The sequence below is a fragment of the Mobilisporobacter senegalensis genome, assembly GCF_003752155.1.
GTDB lineage: Bacteria > Bacillota > Clostridia > Lachnospirales > Lachnospiraceae > Mobilisporobacter > Mobilisporobacter senegalensis.
In genome coordinates, this window is record NZ_RJVG01000002.1 from 347,432 (window position 1) to 367,880 (window position 20,449).

Below are 20,449 nucleotides of genomic sequence, written 5' to 3' on the forward strand. Positions count from 1 at the left end.
ATAAGACCGATTTTCAATGACAGTTATAAAAATTGGAGGAAACGATGGACAAAATTGCGAATTTCATTATTAAACACAAAAAGGGAATACTTATTATTTTTATTCTGACCGCTATGGTCAGTGCCGTTCTTCAGTCATTTGTCAAGAAAAATTATGATATGGTTGATTATCTTCCTAAGGAATCCCAATCAACCAAAGCGCTTAAAATCATGAATGAAGAATTTACAGAAGTGATGCCAAATGCTAATGTGATGATCAGAAATGTATCCATTATGGAAGCGCTGGAATATAAGCAGCAGCTTGGGGAAATTGATGGAGTGACCCAGGTCATCTGGCTGGATGACATGGTTGATATGAAACAGCCGTTGGAAATGAATGATCCGGATACAGTGGAAGATTTTTATAAAAATAAAAATGCATTATTTTCAATAACGATCCGAAAAGGAACAGAAAAAAATACCTGTGCAGCCATTCGGAAATTTATCGGTGAAGATAATTTTCTTGCAGGAGAAGCTCCGGATCTGGCGGCAATGCAGGAGAGTACAGTTTCAGAAGTAGCAGGTGCAATGTTGATCCTGCTCCCGGCAGTCATATTGATTCTTATCTTATCAACGACTTCATGGATGGAACCTGTGTTATTTATTGTAACCATTGGCATAGCAATATTGATCAATATGGGTACCAATATCTTTTTTGGTGAGATATCTTTTATGACAAATTCCATTAGTCCTATTCTGCAACTGGCGGTTTCTCTTGATTATGCTATTTTTCTGCTACATAGTTTTGCACATAACAGGGAGAAGTATCCTGATGTTAATGAAGCAATGCATCATGCGATCAAATCTTCTATTGTAACAGTGGCGGCCAGCGCTCTTACCACCTTATTCGGTTTCATTGCCCTGATGTTTATGAAGTTCGGTATCGGAGCTGATTTAGGTCTCAATCTGGCGAAAGGAATCATATTAAGTTTTATTTCAACCATGATTTTCATGCCTGCACTGACCCTTTGTATTTATAAATTTATTGATAAGACACGTCACCGCCAGTTTATGCCCGGATTTAAAAATGTATACAGAGTTTTATCAAAGCTATCCGTGCCGATCATCATACTGGTTATTTTACTGATTGTCCCCGGTTTCCTGGGGCAGAGACAGACAGGATTCCTATATGGAAATGCAAATACAGCTGCAAGCAGTAAAAGTGGGCAGGACCGGTATGAAATTGAGAAGGAGTTTGGGAAATCAACTATAATGGTTTTACTTGTTCCCCGTGGGGATATTGCCAGGGAAGATAATTTAACACGGGATATTAGCCAGATTCCTCATGTAACAAGTGTTATGTCCTATGCCAATACAGTAGGCACGGCTATACCGGAACAGTTTCTTACGAATGATATTGTGGAACGTTTTTATTCTGAAAATTATGGGAGGATCATCGTCTATACCGATACGCCTGAAGAAGGAGACGAGGCATTCGATACAGTAGAAAGAATACAAAAGAGGGCTAAATCCTATTATGGCGATACGGTTTATTCTATGGGCCAAAGTACGAACCTCTATGACATGAAAAATGTTATCGAAAAAGATAATACTCTGGTAAATTTAATTGCGATCATATCAATATTTTTGGTGCTTCTATTTTCTTTCAAGTCACTGACACTGCCGTTCATTTTGGTTATTACCATTGAGGCTGGGATATGGTTTAACCTGTCCATTCCGTATTTTATGGGATCGTCGATTAATTTTATAGGTTATCTGGTGCTAAGTACAGTACAGTTAGGCGCAACGGTAGACTATGCGATTTTACTTACTGATCATTATCTGGGAAACCGAAGGGAGATGACCAAAAGAGCAGCAATTCATAAGTCGTTGGGAGAAACCTTCAAATCAATTCTGGTGTCAGCCTCCACACTGTCCATTGCAGGCTTTACACTATATAGAACATCTTCAAATGGAGCGGCGGCAGATATTGGGCTATTACTTGGGAGAGGTACTATTTTTTCCTTCGTTATGGTTGTATGTTTTCTTCCTGCCATGCTGATACTTTTTGACAAGGCAATTGCCAGAACAACAATGGACACAGAAAAAAATTCCCAGTCACCTATACAATAAAATAGATAATTGCGAAACTAATAAATATTCTAAATTTGTGATACCAAAAATACAAATTCCTCCGCTCCAACGCTCCTTCCGCTTAACTTTCGCTCCGGAATTGTATTTTGAATCACAAATAACTAAAGTTTTAGAGTTTCGCAATTGACTAATACAATAAATAATGAAAGGAGAAGAATGAAATAAATGAAAAAGCATAAAATTATTTCTATGGTTATGGCTGCCATATTATTGATAGTAACTGCTTCACCAGGAACGACCTATGCAACCCCAAACAACGGGAAGGTCAATTCGGCTGAGACAACGAACCAGGACACGGCAAAAGTTAAAAATAAAAAGGAAGTGGTATATGGGAAACTAAAGGCTGATGGCAGCATCAACGGGTTATATGTGGTCAATCATTTTGAAGTAGAAGAAGGGGGTACTGTAACAGATTACGGTGATTATCAATCGGTACAGAACCTGACTGAAAGTGAGGAAATCAAACAAACGGAAGATACACTTTCCTTACAGGTAGAAGAAGGAGATTTCTATTATCAGGGGAATCTTAAGGCTCATGATTTACCATGGATAGTTGAAATAACTTATGACCTGGACGGTAAAGAGATATTGCCACAGGACCTTCCAGGAAAGTCAGGAGAGTTGGGCATTCATATCAGTACAAGACAGAACAGGATGATAGATCCAGTCTTTTTTGAAAATTATATGATCCAGATCTCAGTGACACTGGATTCTGACAAGACCAGTAATATCAGTGCTCCCGGTGCTGTAATTGCCGATGGGGGAAATAATACGATACTTACTTTTACTGTTATGCCAAAGAAGAATGGGGATTTTCAGGTCAAAGCCGACGTAAGTAACTTTACCATGAGCGGCATTGAACTATCAGCCATGCCATTTTTCATGAGTGTAGAACTTCCGGATACGGATGGAATGCTGGAAGATTTTAATAAGCTTCCGGAAGCTATATCCGATTTGAATGATGGTGTGAAAAAATTATCAGATGGGACGAATGAACTGAAAAAAGGTGCAGATGGATTAAAGAACGGCTCCGGTGAATTTAAGGATGGACTCTCTGAACTTAAGAAGAATTCATCTCAGATTAAAAATGGATCTTCTCAAATAAATAAAGCACTTGGGACAATATCTTCTTCCTTAAATACGGGTTCCAATGGCACTGAACCTGGTGATCTCACACAACTTCCCATGGCACTAAAGGAATTATCCCAGGGCCTGAAAGGAATCTCACAGGGATTAAATGAACTGAAAAACGGGTATTCTACGGCATACTCAGCTTTGGATACTGCAATACAGACTATCCCCCAGGATGTGATTACACAGGATATGATACAAACACAATTTCCTGATGCAAGTGAGGATCAGCTTCAATTATTAAACCGGCTTTATTCTTCCTATAGTGCAGGTCAGACCGTGAAAGCAACTTATCATCAGGTACAGCAGGCATTCGCCTCTGTCCTGCCGGCAATTGAAAATGTGACTGGAAATATTGATAAAATTTCAGAGGCAATGGATGGAATTTTATCTAAGATAGAGAGTTCCTCGTCCGGTACGGATATTACGGCACAGGCGGAGCAACTCTCAAAAGGAATCATGGAACTGGCCAATCAGTATTCTAAATTTGATAAAGGGCTCAATGAATACATGAATGGAGTGGAAAAATTATCCGATGGATACAATCAGTTTGATTCTGGAGTTTCAGAATTTGCCGATGGAGTTGGCAATCTGAATGAGGGGGTCTTAGACCTGAATGACGGGACAGACAGACTCAAAGAAGAAACTTCAAAAATGCCTGATAAAATACAAGAGGAAATCAACAAATTAACGGAGGAATACAAGGGATCGGATTTTGAAGAAATCTCCTTTGTTTCCCCTAAAAATATAAATACCGGGCTGGTCCAGTTTGTTTTAAAATGCGAAGGAATTGAAATAAACGAAGTGAAAACCACAAAAGGAAACGACGAATCAAAACATGATGAAACGGTTTGGGACAGATTTACAGCCTTATTTAAAAAAGATTAAAAAGAGGAACTATAGCGCCGCCAGCAGATAGCTGGTGGCGCTATAGTTCTCTTTTTTAAATATGTATAGGATTCTCTTAATTTGGCAAAGAATAAGAGAGAGCATGAAAGGAGCCGGATTATGAGAGAAAGAAAGATTAAGGAACCTATTGTAAGTATTACGAAAAGCGGTGGAGAACAACAATCCATTATTGAAGCCCTTGATTTATTGCCTGTAGATCAGATTATCCACAAAGGGGATGTGGTGGTGATTACTCCCAACTGGGTTGGGAATAAGACACCGGAAACGGCTACTGTCGTTGGACCGGTAACGTTAAAAGTATTAATCCGGTATGTAAAAAGATATGAGCCAGATAAGATTATTATTGCAACCGGCTCCGGAAGTGATACCAGGACGATTTTTCATTCCATTGGATATGATAAAGTGATTAAGGAGGAAAATGTAGATTTTACTGATCTAAATTATGGACCTTATACAGAGATAGATTTGGAAAGTAATTTTGTACCCAGGACAAAGATCAATAATCTTATAGAAAACCTGGATGTTCTGATAAGTTTTACTCAGCTGAAACAGCATGAAGAGGCAACGATGAGTGCTTCAATCAAGAATGTTGCAATGGGGTGGCCTCCAGGAGAAATCCACGGTTTTCCTAAGAAAAATCTTGGAATTCATGATGATCTTCATGAATTTATTATTGCCATGGGCAAAAAAATACCAATTGATCTGGCTATCATTAGTGCGGATAAAACAATGATAGGAACCGGACCCAATAAAGGAATTGCAGTTAATACAGATGGACTTGTGATTGCTTCAACAGATCCGGCAGCTGCAGATACAATAGGTGCAAGATTACTTGGATTTAAGCCACAGGCAATTCATTATCTCTTTCAATTAAATAAGGATAAGATTGGTGAGACAGATACCACCAAGATGGAGTTTAAAGGAATCCCATTGGAGGAAGCAGAGGAAATCTTCTCAAAAGCTGCTTATGGTAAAGAAATTGGGATCGATATAAATATTTCATAATATCCATGGTATTTTATTATGGTAAGTGTTAAAATACATCTAGTTTGAACGTCAAAATAAAATGGATTTTACGAGGATAAGATCTTAATTGAAGGAGTAATGAACAGAATGAATACTATATTTTTTGATTTAGATGGAACACTGTTACCTATGGATCAGGATAAATTTGTTGAAATTTATTTTCAGGCTTTAGCACAGAAGTGCATACCTCTTGGCTTTCGTCCGGAAGATTTAATAAAAGGTATCTGGGCTGGAACGAGAGCCATGATTGAAAATGATGGTACCCTCAAAAACGAGGAACGTTTCTGGGATACTTTCTCAGCTTTCTTTGGAGAAGATGTCCGCAAACTGGAACCGGAATTCGAACAATTTTATAAAAATGAATTTAATCTGGCAAAAGAAGCTGCCGCACCCACACCATATGCCAATGAGTGTGTGCAGATATTAAAAGAGAAAGGTTATAAATTAATTCTTTCTACGAATCCAATATTTCCACAGGTTGCAACTTATCAAAGAATGGAATGGGCAGGAATTAGCCCGGAAGATTTTGATTTAATTACTACTTATGAAAATTCAGTCTATTGTAAACCGAATTTAAACTATTATAAGGATATATTAAATACAATAGGGAAAGAGGCTCATGAGTGTATGATGGTTGGAAATGATGTAAAGGAAGATATGTGTACGAAAGAACTTGGAATGGATACATATTTACTTACGGATTGTCTGATAAGTGACGGGGAATCTGATTTCTCATATTATAAAAGTGGGAATTTTAAAGATCTTATTAAGCTGGTGAAGGGCCTTCCCAATATTCTATGATGAAAAACATGAAGTATTGTAAAAATGGAAGCAATTAAAATATTGACTTACACCCTTAGATAAGTTATAATGACACAACCAAGAGGAGGTAACTTCATGACCAAAGGCCAGTTGGAAGCAAAGATATCTGAGGCAGTCAGTAAATTTGAGATTGAATATATGGGAAGAGGACCAAAAACAATCCGGACATATATTATTAATGATCTTATTGTAGTCCGCTTATCTGGGTTTTTAAGCCTTTCAGAGCAAAAGCTTACAGATAATCCTCAAGGAATTGAATTATTTAAAAAAGTACGGACTTCACTATTTGAAGGTGGGAGAGGATATTTGGAGACATTGATTACTGAGATAATTGATGTAGCCATAGTCAGCACTCATTCTGATGTTAGTACGAAAACCGGTGAGAAGATCATAATTATCACAACAGATAGAAATATAGAAGAAATGCTAAAAATAAAATAATTTCGGAAGATAAAGCAAAATAGCCCAGCTAAGTTGCATATAAGCCGATATCCTGAATTTTCCAGGATATCGGTTTTTTTTATTACATATTTCATTCTTAAATGTGCATATAAAAAATGAATCCTATCAAAATATAGGATAGTAGGTTTTTGTTGTTCAACGATAAATTATTCAATAAAATTTAGTTGGACTTACCAAGGATATAGCAGATGTTCTCTCTCATTTAAAAACGGGAGCATTACAACTGATAGTCACCAGATAAATAGAAAGCAGGAAAGGAGAAGGTTGATGTAGTTTTTTATATCAGCCGGGAGCATATGAACGAATATTTAAAAAAATTAAAATTATCAAATGAGGTAGAAGACATCTTAAAGAGCAGTAAGAGTTTGATCTTTCCAAAGTCAAGGGAGGAATTAATTGAACTTTCCTTTGGAAATGAAAACAAAGATAGTTTTGATGTCATCTATGATGTAGAAGGAATGGGCAGATTAACAGAGGCAAATGTAACTCGTTGTAAAAATGGTGCTGTTGTAAATTATCCAACAGATTATATGAGACGCCGTGACCCTGACTGCCTTTTAGTAGCAGATGAATTTGATACGGATAAACCAAAATATGATGATGTATATAAAGAAGATTTTGAACCATTGCGTAAGGAAACTTTTGACTGGTTAAAGAAACAGGAATTAATCATTGTTCCTTTTATGGCAGGTGGAGAAGAGTATGGGTATGATGCACTTTTGATCGCTCCGGTCAATGCTACCTTCTTTGCCTGTGCATTATCGGATCTTCAAGGCTTTTTACCGGCAGGATCTATTCCCGATGGCTTCTCTCCAAAAGCAATTGTTTTCCTTGCGCCACCTTTTAGACATACTCATTTTGACGGAAAGCAGATAGTGGTTCATAACCGGTTAAAAGATATGCATGAAGTATTTTCATATAATTTATATCCGGGTCCAAGTGCCAAGAAAGGTATCTATGGTGTATTACTTAATATTGGTGAAAATGAAGGCTGGACTACGGTACATGCATCCACAGTGAAAGTAATCACTCCATATGATAATGAAATAGTGATTATGCATGAAGGTGCATCCGGCGGCGGCAAAAGTGAAATGCTTGAAGATATCCATAGAGAAATGGATGGAAGAATTATCATTGGTCAGAATACGGTAACCGGTGAGAAGAATTATATAAAATTAGCAGACACCTGTGATCTTAGGCCAGTCACAGATGATATGGCCTTATGTCATCCAAAAATGCAGAATGAAAGCAAAAAATTAATTGTTATGGATGCAGAGCAAGGCTGGTTTTTAAGGCTTGATCATATTAAACATTATGGGACTGCACCTCAATTTGAAAAAATATTTATAGAGCCCCAGGAACCTTTAGTATTTTTAAATATTCAGGGTGTTCCTAAATCAACTTGCCTTGTATGGGAGCATACTCTGGATTCAGACGGCACTCCATGCCCTAATCCAAGAGTCATACTTCCCAGACGTTTGGCACCTAATATAGTAAATGAGCCTGTAGAAATTGATGTTAGAAGTTTTGGTGTTAGAACACCGGCATGTACAAGAGAGAATCCTTCTTATGGAATCCTTGGATTATTCCATATACTTCCACCGGCTCTTGCATGGTTATGGAGATTGGTTGCACCAAGGGGTTACAACAATCCAAGTGTGACAGCGACAGAAGGTATGACAAGTGAAGGTGTTGGTTCTTACTGGCCATTTGCCACCGGTAAGATGGTTGAACAGGCGAATCTGTTATTAGACCAGGTAGTGAATTCCTCCAGTACAAGATATGTATTAATTCCGAACCAACATATTGGAGCATATGACGTAGGATTTATGCCTCAATGGATTGCAAGAGAATATATCGCAAGACGCGGCGGTGCCAAATTTAAGCCGGAACATCTAGTGGAAGCCCGCTGCCCGTTGTTAGGGTTCGGACTTGATTCACTAAAAATAGAAGGCCATTATATCCGTAAAGCATTTTTACAACCGGAGATGCAGTCAGAAGTAGGAACGGATGGATATGACAAAGGTGCACAGATCTTAATAGATTTCTTTAAAAAAGAGGTAAGTAAATTTAATACCGCAGATCTTCATCCTCTGGGAAAAGAAATCATTAACTGTTTTATGAATGATGCACCACTTTCAGATTATATAAAATTGATTCCAATGAGATATTAATAATGAAAAAAGGAATTGTTACGAAGATATGCCTGTAACAATTCCTTTTTCTGTTTATTAAAGTGATGCTTTTGTCTATGATTTGATAATCTTTTTATCCTCAATTTTATATTGATATCCATAAGAACATAAAATTGCGATAGCAGCTCCCATTAATAATCCGGCAAGAATATCAGAAGGATAGTGAACATATAAATACAGTCTCGAAAATGCTATTGTTGCTGCCAGAACCAGTGCAGCGATACCAAATTTTCTATGACGTATAAAAAGGACCGTGGATGCTGTGAAAGAAGACATGGTATGTCCCGATGGAAAGGAAAAATCCTGGGGACGGGGAATCAGCAATTTATAATCGGTATTAAGAAAACAAGGCCGCTCTCTGGCTATGAGAGGTTTTAATATGAGATTTCCAATCAATGCACTTACACCTAAAGCACATAACATAATAATTCCCGTTGTTCTATATTTTTTTGTCAATATGAATATGACTGCAATTGCGATCCATATGAATCCATTATTGCCAAGTCTGGTTATTACAGGCATTATTTCGTCTAAGAAAGAGGAATGAAATATAGTGTTTATACGATCAAGAATAAGGTTATCAATATTTTGAATAAATGAAAACATGACCCCTCCCATTTGCATATCTATTTTATAGTATAATAAAAAAATAGTTTTGTTACTAAATAATTATAACATAAACCAAAATAGATTTCCTTACCAAATTCAGCGAAATTACTCTTTGCTTCACTAAAATATTGTGGTATATTTATAAATGTATGAAAAAATAGTCAAAAAAGAAATAGTTTCTATACAATAATTGGAATAAAAGTGGTGAAACAAATATGGAAATAGAAAAGAAATACAAAATCAGACAACTTCCGGAAAATTTACATAATTATCCCAGGAAAAAGATCGAGCAGGGCTATCTTTGCTCAGATCCAACGATACGAATCCGCAAAAGTAATGAGGAATATATTCTTACTTATAAATCAAAATATGGGCTTGATCCTGAATTATTGCAAACCGGATGCGTGTCCAATGAAGTTGAAGTTCCCCTGTCAGAAGAAGGATATGAGCATTTAAAAGAGAAAGTAGACAACTATATGGTCTATAAAACAAGATATCTCATTCCACTTGGGGAAGGATTGAAGGCGGAGCTGGATATATTTGAAGAACGCCTAAAAGGTCTTGTATTTGTAGAAGTGGAATTTCCAAGTGCTGATATTGCCGTCAAATTTAAGCCGCCAGAATGGTTTGGAGAAGAGATAAGCTTTGATCACAGATTTAAAAATACTTATCTCTCTACAGTGGAAAATATGAAAGAACTGGGAGAAAATATCTAAACATCACAATAAAGTTATCTAAACATCACAATAAAATCACATATATATAATAAAAAAATGATAGATATATAACAAAATCTATTGTGCCGATTTAAAAAGGATGTTATAATAAAAAGCAATAAAATTAAAAGTGGAGGAATAAAAATGTTTAAAATACTTAAAAAAGAATATTTGGCTGATAACATTATCCTTATGGATATTGAAGCACCAAAAGTTGCAAAATCCTGTTATCCAGGACAGTTTGTTATTGTTAAAACAGATGAAAAAGGTGAGAGAATTCCTCTTACTATTTGCGATTATGACAGAGAAGCTGGAAGTGTTACGATTGTATTTCAAACGCTTGGTTCATCCACTCAAAAGATGGCTGCATATAATGAAGGAGATTCTTTTAGGGATTTTTCCGGACCATTGGGATGTAAGTCAGAATTATGTACGGAAAGCCGGGAAGAATTACAAAAGAAAAAAATCTTATTTGTAGCCGGGGGTGTAGGTACTGCACCAGTGTATCCACAAGTAAAATGGATGAAAGAAAATGGATATGATGTAGATTGTGTTATTGGCGCAAGAAATAAAGATCTTATTATTTTAGAAGATGCAATGAAAGAATATGCAAAAAATGTATATGTTGCAACAGATGATGGTTCTTATGGTTTCAAAGGAAATGTAAATGATAAGATTAAAGACCTTGTGCAAAATGAAGGAAAAGAATATAATCTGGTCATTGCAATCGGACCGGTTATTATGATGAAATTTGTAAGCTTACTTACAAAAGAACTTGGAATTCCTACGATTGTCAGTATGAATCCTATTATGGTTGACGGAACTGGAATGTGTGGCGCCTGTCGTTTAACTGTTGGCGGGGAAGTAAAATTCGCCTGTGTGGATGGTCCTGAATTTGATGGACATCTTGTCAATTTTGATGAATCTATTAAAAGACAACAGATGTATAAATCGGAAGAGGGAAGAGCTATCTTGAAACAAAGGGAAGGCGATACTCATAAAAATGGTGGCTGTGGCTGTGGAGGTGACGAATAAATGGACGTATTAAAAAAAGTACCTGTGAGAGAGCAAGATCCTAAGGTCAGAGCTGCAAACTTTGAAGAAGTTTGTTTAGGATATAACATAGAAGAAGCAAGAGAAGAAGCAAGCAGATGTTTAAAATGTAAGAATGCAAAATGTATCGCCGGATGTCCGGTATCTATTGATATCCCAGGGTTTATCCGTGAAGTGGAAGAGGGTAATATTGAAGAGGCTTCTAAAGTAATTGGAAAATACTCTGCACTTCCAGCGGTTTGCGGAAGAGTATGTCCACAGGAAAGCCAATGTGAAGAAAGATGTATCCGCGGGATCAAGGGAGAACCTGTCTCCATTGGTAAACTTGAAAGATTCGTTGCTGATTGGTCCAGAGAACATGGAATTAAACCTGAAGCGAACCCAAATAAGAATGGGAAAAAAGTTGCAGTTATTGGTTCAGGTCCTGCTGGGTTAACCTGTGCCGGAGATTTGGCAAAAATGGGTTATGATGTTACAATTTTTGAAGCTCTTCATGAACCGGGCGGAGTGCTTGTATATGGTATTCCGGAATTCCGTTTGCCCAAAGATACAGTGGTAAAAACAGAAATAGATAATGTAATATCACTTGGTGTAAAAATAGAGACCAATGTTGTCATTGGTAAATCAACTACCATTGAGGAACTTCTTACAGAAGAAGGATTTGATGCAGTATTTATCGGTTCAGGTGCAGGTCTTCCAAAATTTATGGGTATTCCAGGTGAGAATGCCAATGGAGTATTCTCTGCCAATGAATATTTAACCCGCAGCAATCTTATGAAAGCTTCCAGGGATGATTATGATACTCCTCTTATTGCAAGTAATAAAGTTGCAGTTATTGGTGGTGGCAATGTGGCAATGGATGCAGCAAGGACTGCTTTAAGACTTGGTGCAGAAGTACATATTGTTTACAGAAGAAGTGAAGAAGAACTTCCTGCAAGAGTGGAAGAAGTACACCATGCCAAAGAAGAAGGGATCATCTTTGATCTGCTGGCCAATCCAAAAGAAATACTCGTAGATGAAAACGGCTGGGTAAAGGGAATGAGATGTATTAAGATGGCTCTTGGTGAACCGGATGAATCTGGCAGAAGAAGACCGGTAGAAGTGGAAGGCTCTGAGTTTACACTGGATGTTGATACAGTGATCATGTCACTTGGGACAAGCCCTAATCCTCTTATTTCTTCAACTACTCCAGGTCTGGAGACAAATCGATGGAAATGTATCGTAGCAGATGAAGAAAATGGTATGACTTCAAAAGAGGGCGTATTTGCAGGCGGTGATGCAGTTACAGGCGCAGCAACCGTAATCCTGGCAATGGGTGCCGGAAAAGCGGCAGCGAAAGGTATTGATGAATATTTAAGTAATAAATAATATACTCTATAACTGATCAGGGTATAACCATTGCGTAGGTTATACCCTGATTTTGGTCGGATTTAATGAATAACTGTATATACTTTTTAGTTAAAACTATCTAAAAAAAGTAGAAAATATCCAATTTATTTATATAATACTGTAAAAAAATACAAATTTACTTGCGAAAACGTTAAAGTATGATATAATTACGAAGTTCTTACTTATTTTATACAGAATCAATTTAATTGATCGTTTACCACAATGGAGGAAATTGGATGGTAATAAATATACTTAGTCTACTACTCACACAAGGTAGTGCTAACGATAAAAATAATAATGAATCCATATTATTATACTTTTTTATTATATCTTTCGTCATTGTAATTCTCTTTCTCATATCTAATATTATTGGGAGAAAGAAAGCAGAAAAGCAAGCGAAAGAAGTGGAATTAAGGTTAAATGAGAGCTATAAGGATTTAGAAGAAACTTTCCTAAAGGCTTCTAAGACCCAAAATGAATTAGAAACAAAATTTAAAGAATTAAAGGCGAGCGAAGCTAAGAATCGAAAAATAGCTTATTATGATTATTTGACGGAATTGCCAAATCGAAGGGCATTTACTGACATGATCGAGAGTATACTGAGTACTTTAAGGTCAGAAGAAACCATAGCTATTATGTATATTGATTTAGATGATTTTAAGAATATTAATGATAGTTTAGGCCATTCTTATGGAGATGAATTAATTATTGATGTAAGCCACAGACTCTTAGAAGTAACAGATGAGAATGATTACCTGGCCCGTTTTGGCGGTGATGAGTTTATTATCCTGACACAAAATCTGGACGTAGCAGATTATGATGCCAAGGTTAAACGGATACAGAAAGTGTTTTCGTATCCTTTCACATTAGCAATGAAAGAATTCTTTATCACTGTCAGTATAGGTATCATTTATGCTCCAAAAGACGGAGATACGACCCAGAATATAATTAAAAATGTAGATGCGGCTATGTATGCTGCAAAAGAGATGGGGAAGAATACATATTGCTATTATGATGATAAGATCAATGAAAGATTGCTTGAGAAAATAGAATTACAATCAGAAATCAGGAGAGCGATTGAGAATCAGGAATTTGTAATCTATTACCAGCCATTGATTGATCTGAATACAGATAAGATTGTCGGGTTTGAAGCATTGATTCGCTGGATGCATCCAGCCAAAGGAATAATAAGTCCTGGTGAATTTATTCCAATTGCAGAAGAGACCGGGCTCATTGTTCCCATTGGAAGATGGGTATTGTTTGAAGCTTGCAGACAATTAAAGGAATGGGAAGATGAAGGCTATGAAGATCTGACCATGTCGATTAATTTGTCTGCCCGTCAATTTAAAGATATGGATATTATCCAGATGGTTTATGATACTGTGGATAAGACCAAAGTAAATCCAAAACATTTAGAACTTGAGATTACTGAGTCCATAGCATTAAGTAATCTTGAATATTCTGTTGAAACCATACAAAAATTACAGGAAATAGGAATACAGTTTTCATTAGATGATTTTGGAACTGGTTATTCTTCCATGAGCTATTTGAAAATGTTACCTGTGAAAAATCTAAAAATTGATAAAAGTTTTATAGATACTGTAATGGATAACACAAGAGATCAAAAAATAATTTCCACAATTATTAATTTAGCACAGATACTTCATCTGGATGTAATCGCAGAAGGTGTTGAATATCTGGATCAGGCTCTTTTTCTTAAAGATGTTCTATGTAATAAAGCGCAAGGATATCTATACAGCAGACCAATCCCCAGTGATGAAGCCAGAGAGCTGATAGACAGTCATAAATAGTGAAATTAAATATTGGTGAACATTAGAAGAGGCTATATATTTCATACATATAATGATTGAATATATAGTCTTTTTTTGTATCAAGCATATTTATGACTCACATATTTTCATAAAATACGAGTCATAAAAAAAGGAATAGGACGAAAGAAGAAAAGATGACAAAAAATTACTGTAAAAATTTGTTGTGCATATTAGAAAACTTTGCTAAAATATTATTGCTAATTATTCTAGACATTTCTAAAATTCTATTATCTATAGGTTTTCTATCAAATTTCATGGGCTTAAAGATTAATGAACATTCAGGAGGTAGAATAGAAACTTATTAAATTAATTTAACAGAGAAAGGAGTAGATGATCGGGTGCTTTTTTAGCATTATTCTTAGGTCATGCAAAAAAATGGAATACAAACAATTTATAATGAAAGTGAAAGATAAGGTGGAGGAAAATGCAGGCGGTAATTATGATGTGAATATTAACCATGTTATAAAGAATAATTCACTGGAACTGGATGGTATTATTATAAGTAATAAGGAGAGCAGAATATCACCCAATATTTATTTGAATGATTATTACGAAAAATATAAATATGGAGAAAGTGTTGAAAACATTGCCAATGAAATATTAAGGGTCTATGAAGACAGAAGTGAAGAAAACGAGTTCGATATTAATTTTATCTTTGAAGAGATGAAATCAAAGATTATATTCCGCATTGTAAATTATTCAAAGAATAAGATATTACTTCAGGAATCGCCCCATATAAGATTTCTTGACCTGGCAATCACCTTTCACGGTTTAGTGAAAAACGATTATAATGGAATTGGTACCATACGTATTACCAATGAGCATATGAATGAATGGGAAACAGATGTAGGAGAACTTATGTCATTGGCGGGAAGAAATACCCAAAGAATATTTCCGGCAAGTATTAAACCCATGAATGAAGTGATTGAAAGTATAATGGAGCGGGATATTGAAAAGTACATAGGAGGTATAAACCTTTCAGAATGGAATGAATTTACTGGAGAAGATATTGATTCAATAAGTGATGATGTTATGATGAACTTTTTACAAGAGATAGAAGAGAAGCAACAGATTCCAATGTATATATTATCTAATTCCAATGGTATTAACGGTGCAAGTGCTATTTTGTATACGGATATACTGAAAGAATTCTCAACTAGTCAAAATTCAGATTTCTACATACTGCCAAGCAGTATTCATGAAGTAATTCTAGTACCATATTCTGTACAATTATCGAAAGAAACTTTAAGAGAGATGGTTCTTAATGTGAACCAGACCCAGGTACCTGAGGATGAAGTACTGTCAAACCAGGTATATATTTACCGAAGAAGTACAAATTCAATTGAGATTTAATGAAAACTCAAAAGAAATGATATTGTATAAAAGGACAATATCAGTTATAATATTGTGGTATAGGGTTAAAACTCTATACCATAATATTGTGTATTTAGTACCTATAGCTCAGTGGATAGAGCAGAAGCTTCCGAAGCTTTGTGTCGAGGGTTCGAGTCCCCCTAGGTACATCGGGCAATAAAGGAGAGCAGGATGAAACTTAAATATAAGAAAATTATACTTTTAGTGACAATGAGCAGTATGGGGATTGGCTTAATCACACTTTCTCTTAGTAATCCCAAAGGGAAAGAACCCAATAATGTAAAGCAACAGACGATTCTTAGTGAACAACAAGAGGATAAAGAGGAAGAACAAGCAGAAACAGGTATAATAAAAATTACGGATGGATTGACAGATGATGGAACTTTGCTTGAGAATGCTTATCCGGATATTAATGAATTGATTAAAAAATATCTTGAGGCAAGGGTTGCCTGTGATATGGACACTATTAAAAATCTTGTAAGCAGTACCAGTACCATATCCTTAGAGACGCTACAAAAGGAATCGGAATATATTGAAAGTTATAATAATATCTCTTGCTATACCATAAAAGCACCAGATAATGAATCTTTTGTCGTATATGTTTATGAAGAACTTAAAATTGTAGGAATTGATACTTTAGCTCCCGGGATGATAAGACTTTATGTACGGGTGAATCCAGATGGGAAACCTGTTATATATTTTGGACAGGTAGAAGATGAAACAATTGATTTTATTGAGGCAACGGGAAATGATATAAAAGTAATCCAGTTAATTGAAAGTGTAAATAAAAAATTAGAAGAGGCAATGACCTCAGATAAAAATTTAAAAGCTTTTATAGAAGGGTTAGAGAATACTGCAAAGAATATATCCAAAGAAAAAGTAAAAGAATAATAATACATATCAAGGTCAAGGTTACTTGACCTTGTTTTGACCAAATAAGTATGAACCAGACAGGTGAAATAATAGAAAGCAGGATTGAGATGGGAAAAAGAAAAAAAATGCCCCTTGGACAGACCATGGAGAAAGAAGGGATCCGATTAAATAAATACCTGAGTGATGCAGGAGTATGTTCACGAAGAGAAGCGGACAGATATATTGAAGCAGGAAAAGTAAAGATAGATGGAGAAATCGTAACGGTAGGAACCAGAGTTTATCCAGGGCAGAAAGTAACGGTTGATGGAAGAGAGGCAATCAGGGAAGAAGAATTCATCCTATTGGCATTTAATAAACCGGCAGGGATTGTTTGTACTACAACGAAGGCAGATCCTGACAATATTATAGATTTTATTAAATATGATAAAAGAATCTATCCTATAGGCAGACTTGATAAAGAATCGGAAGGATTAATACTGCTTACAAACGATGGAAGTATTGTAAATAAGATCCTGAAAGCAAGTAATTATCATGAGAAAGAATATATTGTAACAGTGAATAAACCTTTGACAAGTGATTTTCTGGAGAAGATGAGTGGAGGGGTGCCGATACTGGATACTGTTACAAGGCCATGTACTGTCACTGCCCTTAGTAAAAATAGTTTTCGCATTATCCTGACTCAGGGACTCAACCGACAGATACGCAGAATGTGTGAGTATCTTGATTACCGGGTAGTTTCACTTAAGAGAGTGCGAATCATGAATATACAATTAGGAAAGCTTAATATAGGCGGCTATAGAAAAGTAACGGACAGAGAATTGGAAGAATTAAAGAAGTCCATAGAAATACCGGGTGAAGCTTAATTTAGTTTAATTTTTAAGGAGAACAAAATGAGTGAAAAGATCAATAAAATTAGAAGATTAGTAGATCAATTAAATAAAGCAAATCTTGCTTACTATCAGGAAGATAGAGAAATCATGAGCAATTATGAGTATGATAAATTATACGATGAATTAGTGGAACTTGAGAAAGAAACAGGTATCGTTCTGGCAGGAAGCCCAACCATTCATGTTGGATACCAGGTATTAAGTGAACTTCCCAAAGAAAGACATGAGTCTCCTATGTTATCCCTTGATAAGACAAAGGAAGTAACGGCATTGCAAAGCTGGCTGGGAAATCAGACCGGATTTTTATCCTGGAAACTGGATGGTCTTACCATCGTACTGACTTATAGGGATGGCAGGTTAGCAAAAGCAGTAACAAGAGGAAGCGGCGAAATCGGAGAAGTTATCACCAATAATGCAAAAGCATTTAAGAATATTCCTCATAATATTGGCTTTAAAGGAGAAGTTGTTCTTCGGGGGGAAGCAGTCATTAAATATTCTGACTTTAACAAGATCAATGAGAGTATTGAGGATGTGGCTTTAAAATATAAAAACCCCAGAAATCTTTGCAGCGGCTCTGTAAGACAGTTAAACAACGAAATTACTGCCAAAAGAAATGTACATTTCTTTGCATTTTCATTAGTAAGTGCTCAGGGAGTAGATTTCCATAATTCAAAAATTGAGCAACTGGAGTGGCTAAGCAATCAGGGATTTGATATTGTAGAAGGCAGGGCGGTTACGAAGGAAAATATCATTGATACAGTGGATTGGTTTTCAGAGAAGATAAGTACCAATGATTTCCCGTCTGATGGTCTGGTCCTTATGTATGATGACATCGAATACAGCAGATCATTGGGATCCACAGCCAAATTTCCTAAAGATTCTTATGCATTTAAATGGGCAGATGAAATCAAAGAAACTACTTTGCGTGAAATTGAATGGAGTGCTTCAAGAACCGGCCTGATTAATCCAATTGCTGTATTTGAACCAGTGGAATTAGAAGGTACTACGGTAAGCCGTGCCAGTGTCCATAATATTAGTATTATGGAAGAATTAGAACTGGGTGTAGGGGATACCATTAAAGTATATAAAGCCAATATGATCATTCCTCAGATCGCAGAAAATGAAACAAGAAGCGGAGTAAAAGATATTCCAAAACAATGTCCGGTCTGTGGAGAAGAGACTGCAATAAAACAGGAGAATAATGTAAAGGTTTTATATTGCCAGAATAAAGAGTGCCTGGCAAAGAAGATAAAATCATTTACTCATTTTGTAAGCCGTGATGCCATGAATATCGAGGGGCTTTCAGAAGCGACCATTGAGAAGCTTATTGCCAAAGGAATGATTAAAGAATTAGCGGACCTTTTCCATGTTGAGAAATACAAAGATGAAATTGTACAGATGGAAGGCTTTGGAGAGAAGTCCTATAAAAATTTGACAGCTTCCATACAGAAAGCAAAACATACCACATTACCTAAATTTATATATAGTCTTGGTATGCCTAATGTTGGTCTATCCAATGCGAAACTAATATGTAAAGAATTCTCTTATGATTTTAGCAGATTAAGAAAAGCTGGGAGAGAAGATTTTGTAACGATTCCGGGAATAGGAGAAGTAATTGCTGATTCTGTCATTGAATTTTTAAATCAGGAAACCAATCAAAAAGTAATTGATGATTTACTTCTGGAAGTGAAATTTGAAAATGAGCAGACAAATAATGTGGCACAAATTTTTGATGGAATGGTATTCGTTATCACAGGATCTGTAGAACACTATGGAAATCGCAATGAGGTGAAAGATGTAATTGAACAAAGAGGCGGAAAAGTTACTGGGTCAGTCACTTCAAAAACCAATTATTTAATTAATAATGACAATACATCAAACTCCTCTAAGAACAAAAAAGCAAAAGAATTAAATATTCCAATTATAACAGAGGAACAGTTTGTGGATTGGGTTGAAAATAACAGGATACCTGAATTTTAAAGGAGTCTGTCTACTGCTGTCTCTGCAGATATGGTATCTGTGAATGGCTTTAGTTGATTTTTTAACCCTTTCATGCTAGAATGACAACTAAATAATTAACTGTAAGCATAATATTAGAAAAGAAAGTAAAGATGGTGAAGCTATGCCTATTAAAGTACAAAATAATCTGCCGGCAAAAAAGGTATTGGAAGATGAAAATATCTTCGTAATGGATGAATATAGGGCGATAAGTCAGGATATCAGACCACTTGATATTGCCATACTAAACCTTATGCCATTAAAAGAAGATACAGAGGTTCATCTGCTTAGATGCTTATCTAATACCCCGCTGCAAGTTGAGATCGATTTCTTAACAACGGGTTCCTATGTTGGCAAAAACACTGCAACAAGCCATTTGGATAAGTTTTATCAGACTTATGAAGATGTAAAAGATAAAAAATATGATGGTCTAATTATTACGGGAGCTCCTGTAGAACAGATGGAATTTGAAGAAGTCACATACTGGAATGAGCTCACGAAAATAATGGAATGGTCAAAATCCAATGTAACATCCACTCTTCATATTTGCTGGGGAGCCCAGGCAGGTTTATACTACCACTATGGAATTAAGAAATTACCATTAGATAAAAAGATGTTTGGAGTTTATGAACATCAGGTATTAAACCGGAAGATCCCATTTGTACGTGGTTTCGATGATGTGTTTTATGCTCCTCATTCAAGATATACAGAAAGTTCCACAGAAGACATTCATAACAATAAAGATTTAACCATACTGGCAGAATCAGAAGAAGCAGGTGTATTAATGGTACTGGCAGAAGAAGGAAAACAAATTTTTGTCACCGGCCACCTTGAATATGACCGAATGACTCTTGATACAGAATATAAGAGGGATGTGGGAAAAGGAATCCCAATTGATCTTCCAGAAAATTATTACCCTGGGAATGATCCAGAGAAGAGACCAAAACTGACCTGGAGAAATCATTCTAATGCAATGTATTCTAATTGGTTGAATTATTATGTGTACCAGGTGACTCCTTACGATTTATAGGAAGTGCCTTG

General features: G+C 36.0%; 16 protein-coding genes and 1 tRNA gene. 16 read left to right on the plus strand and 1 reads right to left on the minus strand.

Translation table 11 applies throughout. From position 1 onward, the window contains the following. The first annotated feature begins 44 nt into the window (after positions 1-44). The 6 genes from EDD66_RS04365 (at position 45) to EDD66_RS04390 (ending at position 8,656) form a co-directional block, all read left to right on the plus strand. The gene (locus tag EDD66_RS04365) at positions 45-2,111 is read left to right on the plus strand and encodes an efflux RND transporter permease subunit (protein ID WP_207667746.1); all 2,067 of its coding nucleotides are present in this window, start codon (positions 45-47) and stop codon (positions 2,109-2,111) included. A gap of 186 nt (positions 2,112-2,297) precedes the next feature. Beyond that, entirely contained in the window at positions 2,298-4,151 is a 1,854-nt protein-coding gene (locus tag EDD66_RS04370) for a coiled-coil domain-containing protein (RefSeq protein WP_123608339.1), read from the plus strand. A gap of 120 nt (positions 4,152-4,271) precedes the next feature. After that, on the plus strand, positions 4,272-5,177 hold the full coding sequence (locus tag EDD66_RS04375; RefSeq protein ID WP_123608340.1) for a DUF362 domain-containing protein: 906 nt from the start codon (positions 4,272-4,274) through the stop codon (positions 5,175-5,177). Between the two features lie 108 nt (positions 5,178-5,285). Further along, positions 5,286-5,999 carry an HAD family hydrolase gene (locus EDD66_RS04380; RefSeq protein WP_170164251.1) on the plus strand — a complete coding sequence of 238 codons (714 nt, stop codon included), beginning with the start codon at positions 5,286-5,288 and terminating at the stop codon, positions 5,997-5,999. 96 nt (positions 6,000-6,095) lie between these two features. Continuing rightward, a complete protein-coding gene (locus EDD66_RS04385; RefSeq protein ID WP_123608342.1) occupies positions 6,096-6,461 on the plus strand; it encodes a DUF2294 domain-containing protein in 366 nt (121 codons plus the stop codon). A 317-nt stretch (positions 6,462-6,778) separates the two neighbouring features. Then, positions 6,779-8,656 (plus strand): DUF4914 family protein, encoded by a 1,878-nt coding sequence (locus EDD66_RS04390; RefSeq protein ID WP_123608343.1) that lies wholly within the window; start codon positions 6,779-6,781, stop codon positions 8,654-8,656. Between the two features lie 75 nt (positions 8,657-8,731). Here EDD66_RS04390 and EDD66_RS04395 read toward each other — a convergent pair whose 3' ends face one another. Continuing rightward, complete coding sequence (locus EDD66_RS04395) at positions 8,732-9,283, minus strand: phosphatase PAP2 family protein (protein ID WP_123608344.1); 552 nt, start codon at positions 9,281-9,283, stop codon at positions 8,732-8,734. 218 nt (positions 9,284-9,501) lie between these two features. Here EDD66_RS04395 and EDD66_RS04400 point away from each other — a divergent pair, with 218 nt between their 5' ends. From EDD66_RS04400 to metA, 10 genes are all read left to right on the plus strand, one after another. Further along, complete coding sequence (locus EDD66_RS04400; protein WP_123608345.1) at positions 9,502-10,002, plus strand: CYTH domain-containing protein; 501 nt, start codon at positions 9,502-9,504, stop codon at positions 10,000-10,002. 144 nt (positions 10,003-10,146) lie between these two features. Further along, complete coding sequence (locus EDD66_RS04405; protein ID WP_123608346.1) at positions 10,147-11,037, plus strand: sulfide/dihydroorotate dehydrogenase-like FAD/NAD-binding protein; 891 nt, start codon at positions 10,147-10,149, stop codon at positions 11,035-11,037. Then, complete coding sequence (gltA, locus tag EDD66_RS04410) at positions 11,038-12,423, plus strand: NADPH-dependent glutamate synthase (protein WP_123608347.1); 1,386 nt, start codon at positions 11,038-11,040, stop codon at positions 12,421-12,423. 257 nt (positions 12,424-12,680) lie between these two features. Then, positions 12,681-14,255 (plus strand): EAL domain-containing protein, encoded by a 1,575-nt coding sequence (locus tag EDD66_RS04415; RefSeq protein WP_123608348.1) that lies wholly within the window; start codon positions 12,681-12,683, stop codon positions 14,253-14,255. A 396-nt stretch (positions 14,256-14,651) separates the two neighbouring features. Then, positions 14,652-15,629 (plus strand): DUF5688 family protein, encoded by a 978-nt coding sequence (locus tag EDD66_RS04420; protein ID WP_170164252.1) that lies wholly within the window; start codon positions 14,652-14,654, stop codon positions 15,627-15,629. Between the two features lie 97 nt (positions 15,630-15,726). Beyond that, positions 15,727-15,799 (plus strand) — tRNA-Arg (locus EDD66_RS04425). A 22-nt stretch (positions 15,800-15,821) separates the two neighbouring features. Further along, a complete protein-coding gene (locus EDD66_RS04430) occupies positions 15,822-16,541 on the plus strand; it encodes a hypothetical protein (RefSeq protein ID WP_123608350.1) in 720 nt (239 codons plus the stop codon). An 89-nt stretch (positions 16,542-16,630) separates the two neighbouring features. Continuing rightward, a complete protein-coding gene (gene rluF, locus EDD66_RS04435) occupies positions 16,631-17,386 on the plus strand; it encodes a 23S rRNA pseudouridine(2604) synthase RluF (RefSeq protein WP_123608351.1) in 756 nt (251 codons plus the stop codon). A gap of 27 nt (positions 17,387-17,413) precedes the next feature. Then, the gene (gene ligA / locus EDD66_RS04440) at positions 17,414-19,390 is read left to right on the plus strand and encodes an NAD-dependent DNA ligase LigA (RefSeq protein WP_123608352.1); all 1,977 of its coding nucleotides are present in this window, start codon (positions 17,414-17,416) and stop codon (positions 19,388-19,390) included. A gap of 142 nt (positions 19,391-19,532) precedes the next feature. Continuing rightward, a complete protein-coding gene (metA, locus tag EDD66_RS04445) occupies positions 19,533-20,438 on the plus strand; it encodes a homoserine O-acetyltransferase MetA (protein ID WP_123608353.1) in 906 nt (301 codons plus the stop codon). Positions 20,439-20,449: the final 11 nt, after the last annotated feature.

Excerpts from the sequence above, each read along its gene's own strand:
- EDD66_RS04375 (WP_123608340.1), top strand. The coding sequence starts at position 4,272 with ATGAGAGAAAGAAAGATTAAGGAACCTATTGTAAGTATTACGAAAAGC.
- EDD66_RS04395 (WP_123608344.1), bottom strand. The coding sequence starts at position 9,283 with ATGTTTTCATTTATTCAAAATATTGATAACCTTATTCTTGATCGTATA.
- EDD66_RS04405 (WP_123608346.1), top strand. The coding sequence starts at position 10,147 with ATGTTTAAAATACTTAAAAAAGAATATTTGGCTGATAACATTATCCTT.
- EDD66_RS04380 (WP_170164251.1), top strand. The coding sequence starts at position 5,286 with ATGAATACTATATTTTTTGATTTAGATGGAACACTGTTACCTATGGAT.
- ligA (WP_123608352.1), top strand. The coding sequence starts at position 17,414 with ATGAGTGAAAAGATCAATAAAATTAGAAGATTAGTAGATCAATTAAAT.
- EDD66_RS04420 (WP_170164252.1), top strand. The coding sequence starts at position 14,652 with ATGGAATACAAACAATTTATAATGAAAGTGAAAGATAAGGTGGAGGAA.
- rluF (WP_123608351.1), top strand. The coding sequence starts at position 16,631 with ATGGGAAAAAGAAAAAAAATGCCCCTTGGACAGACCATGGAGAAAGAA.
- EDD66_RS04385 (WP_123608342.1), top strand. The coding sequence starts at position 6,096 with ATGACCAAAGGCCAGTTGGAAGCAAAGATATCTGAGGCAGTCAGTAAA.
- metA (WP_123608353.1), top strand. The coding sequence starts at position 19,533 with ATGCCTATTAAAGTACAAAATAATCTGCCGGCAAAAAAGGTATTGGAA.
- EDD66_RS04390 (WP_123608343.1), top strand. The coding sequence starts at position 6,779 with ATGAACGAATATTTAAAAAAATTAAAATTATCAAATGAGGTAGAAGAC.
- EDD66_RS04400 (WP_123608345.1), top strand. The coding sequence starts at position 9,502 with ATGGAAATAGAAAAGAAATACAAAATCAGACAACTTCCGGAAAATTTA.
- EDD66_RS04365 (WP_207667746.1), top strand. The coding sequence starts at position 45 with ATGGACAAAATTGCGAATTTCATTATTAAACACAAAAAGGGAATACTT.
- EDD66_RS04415 (WP_123608348.1), top strand. The coding sequence starts at position 12,681 with ATGGTAATAAATATACTTAGTCTACTACTCACACAAGGTAGTGCTAAC.
- EDD66_RS04370 (WP_123608339.1), top strand. The coding sequence starts at position 2,298 with ATGAAAAAGCATAAAATTATTTCTATGGTTATGGCTGCCATATTATTG.
- EDD66_RS04430 (WP_123608350.1), top strand. The coding sequence starts at position 15,822 with ATGAAACTTAAATATAAGAAAATTATACTTTTAGTGACAATGAGCAGT.
- gltA (WP_123608347.1), top strand. The coding sequence starts at position 11,038 with ATGGACGTATTAAAAAAAGTACCTGTGAGAGAGCAAGATCCTAAGGTC.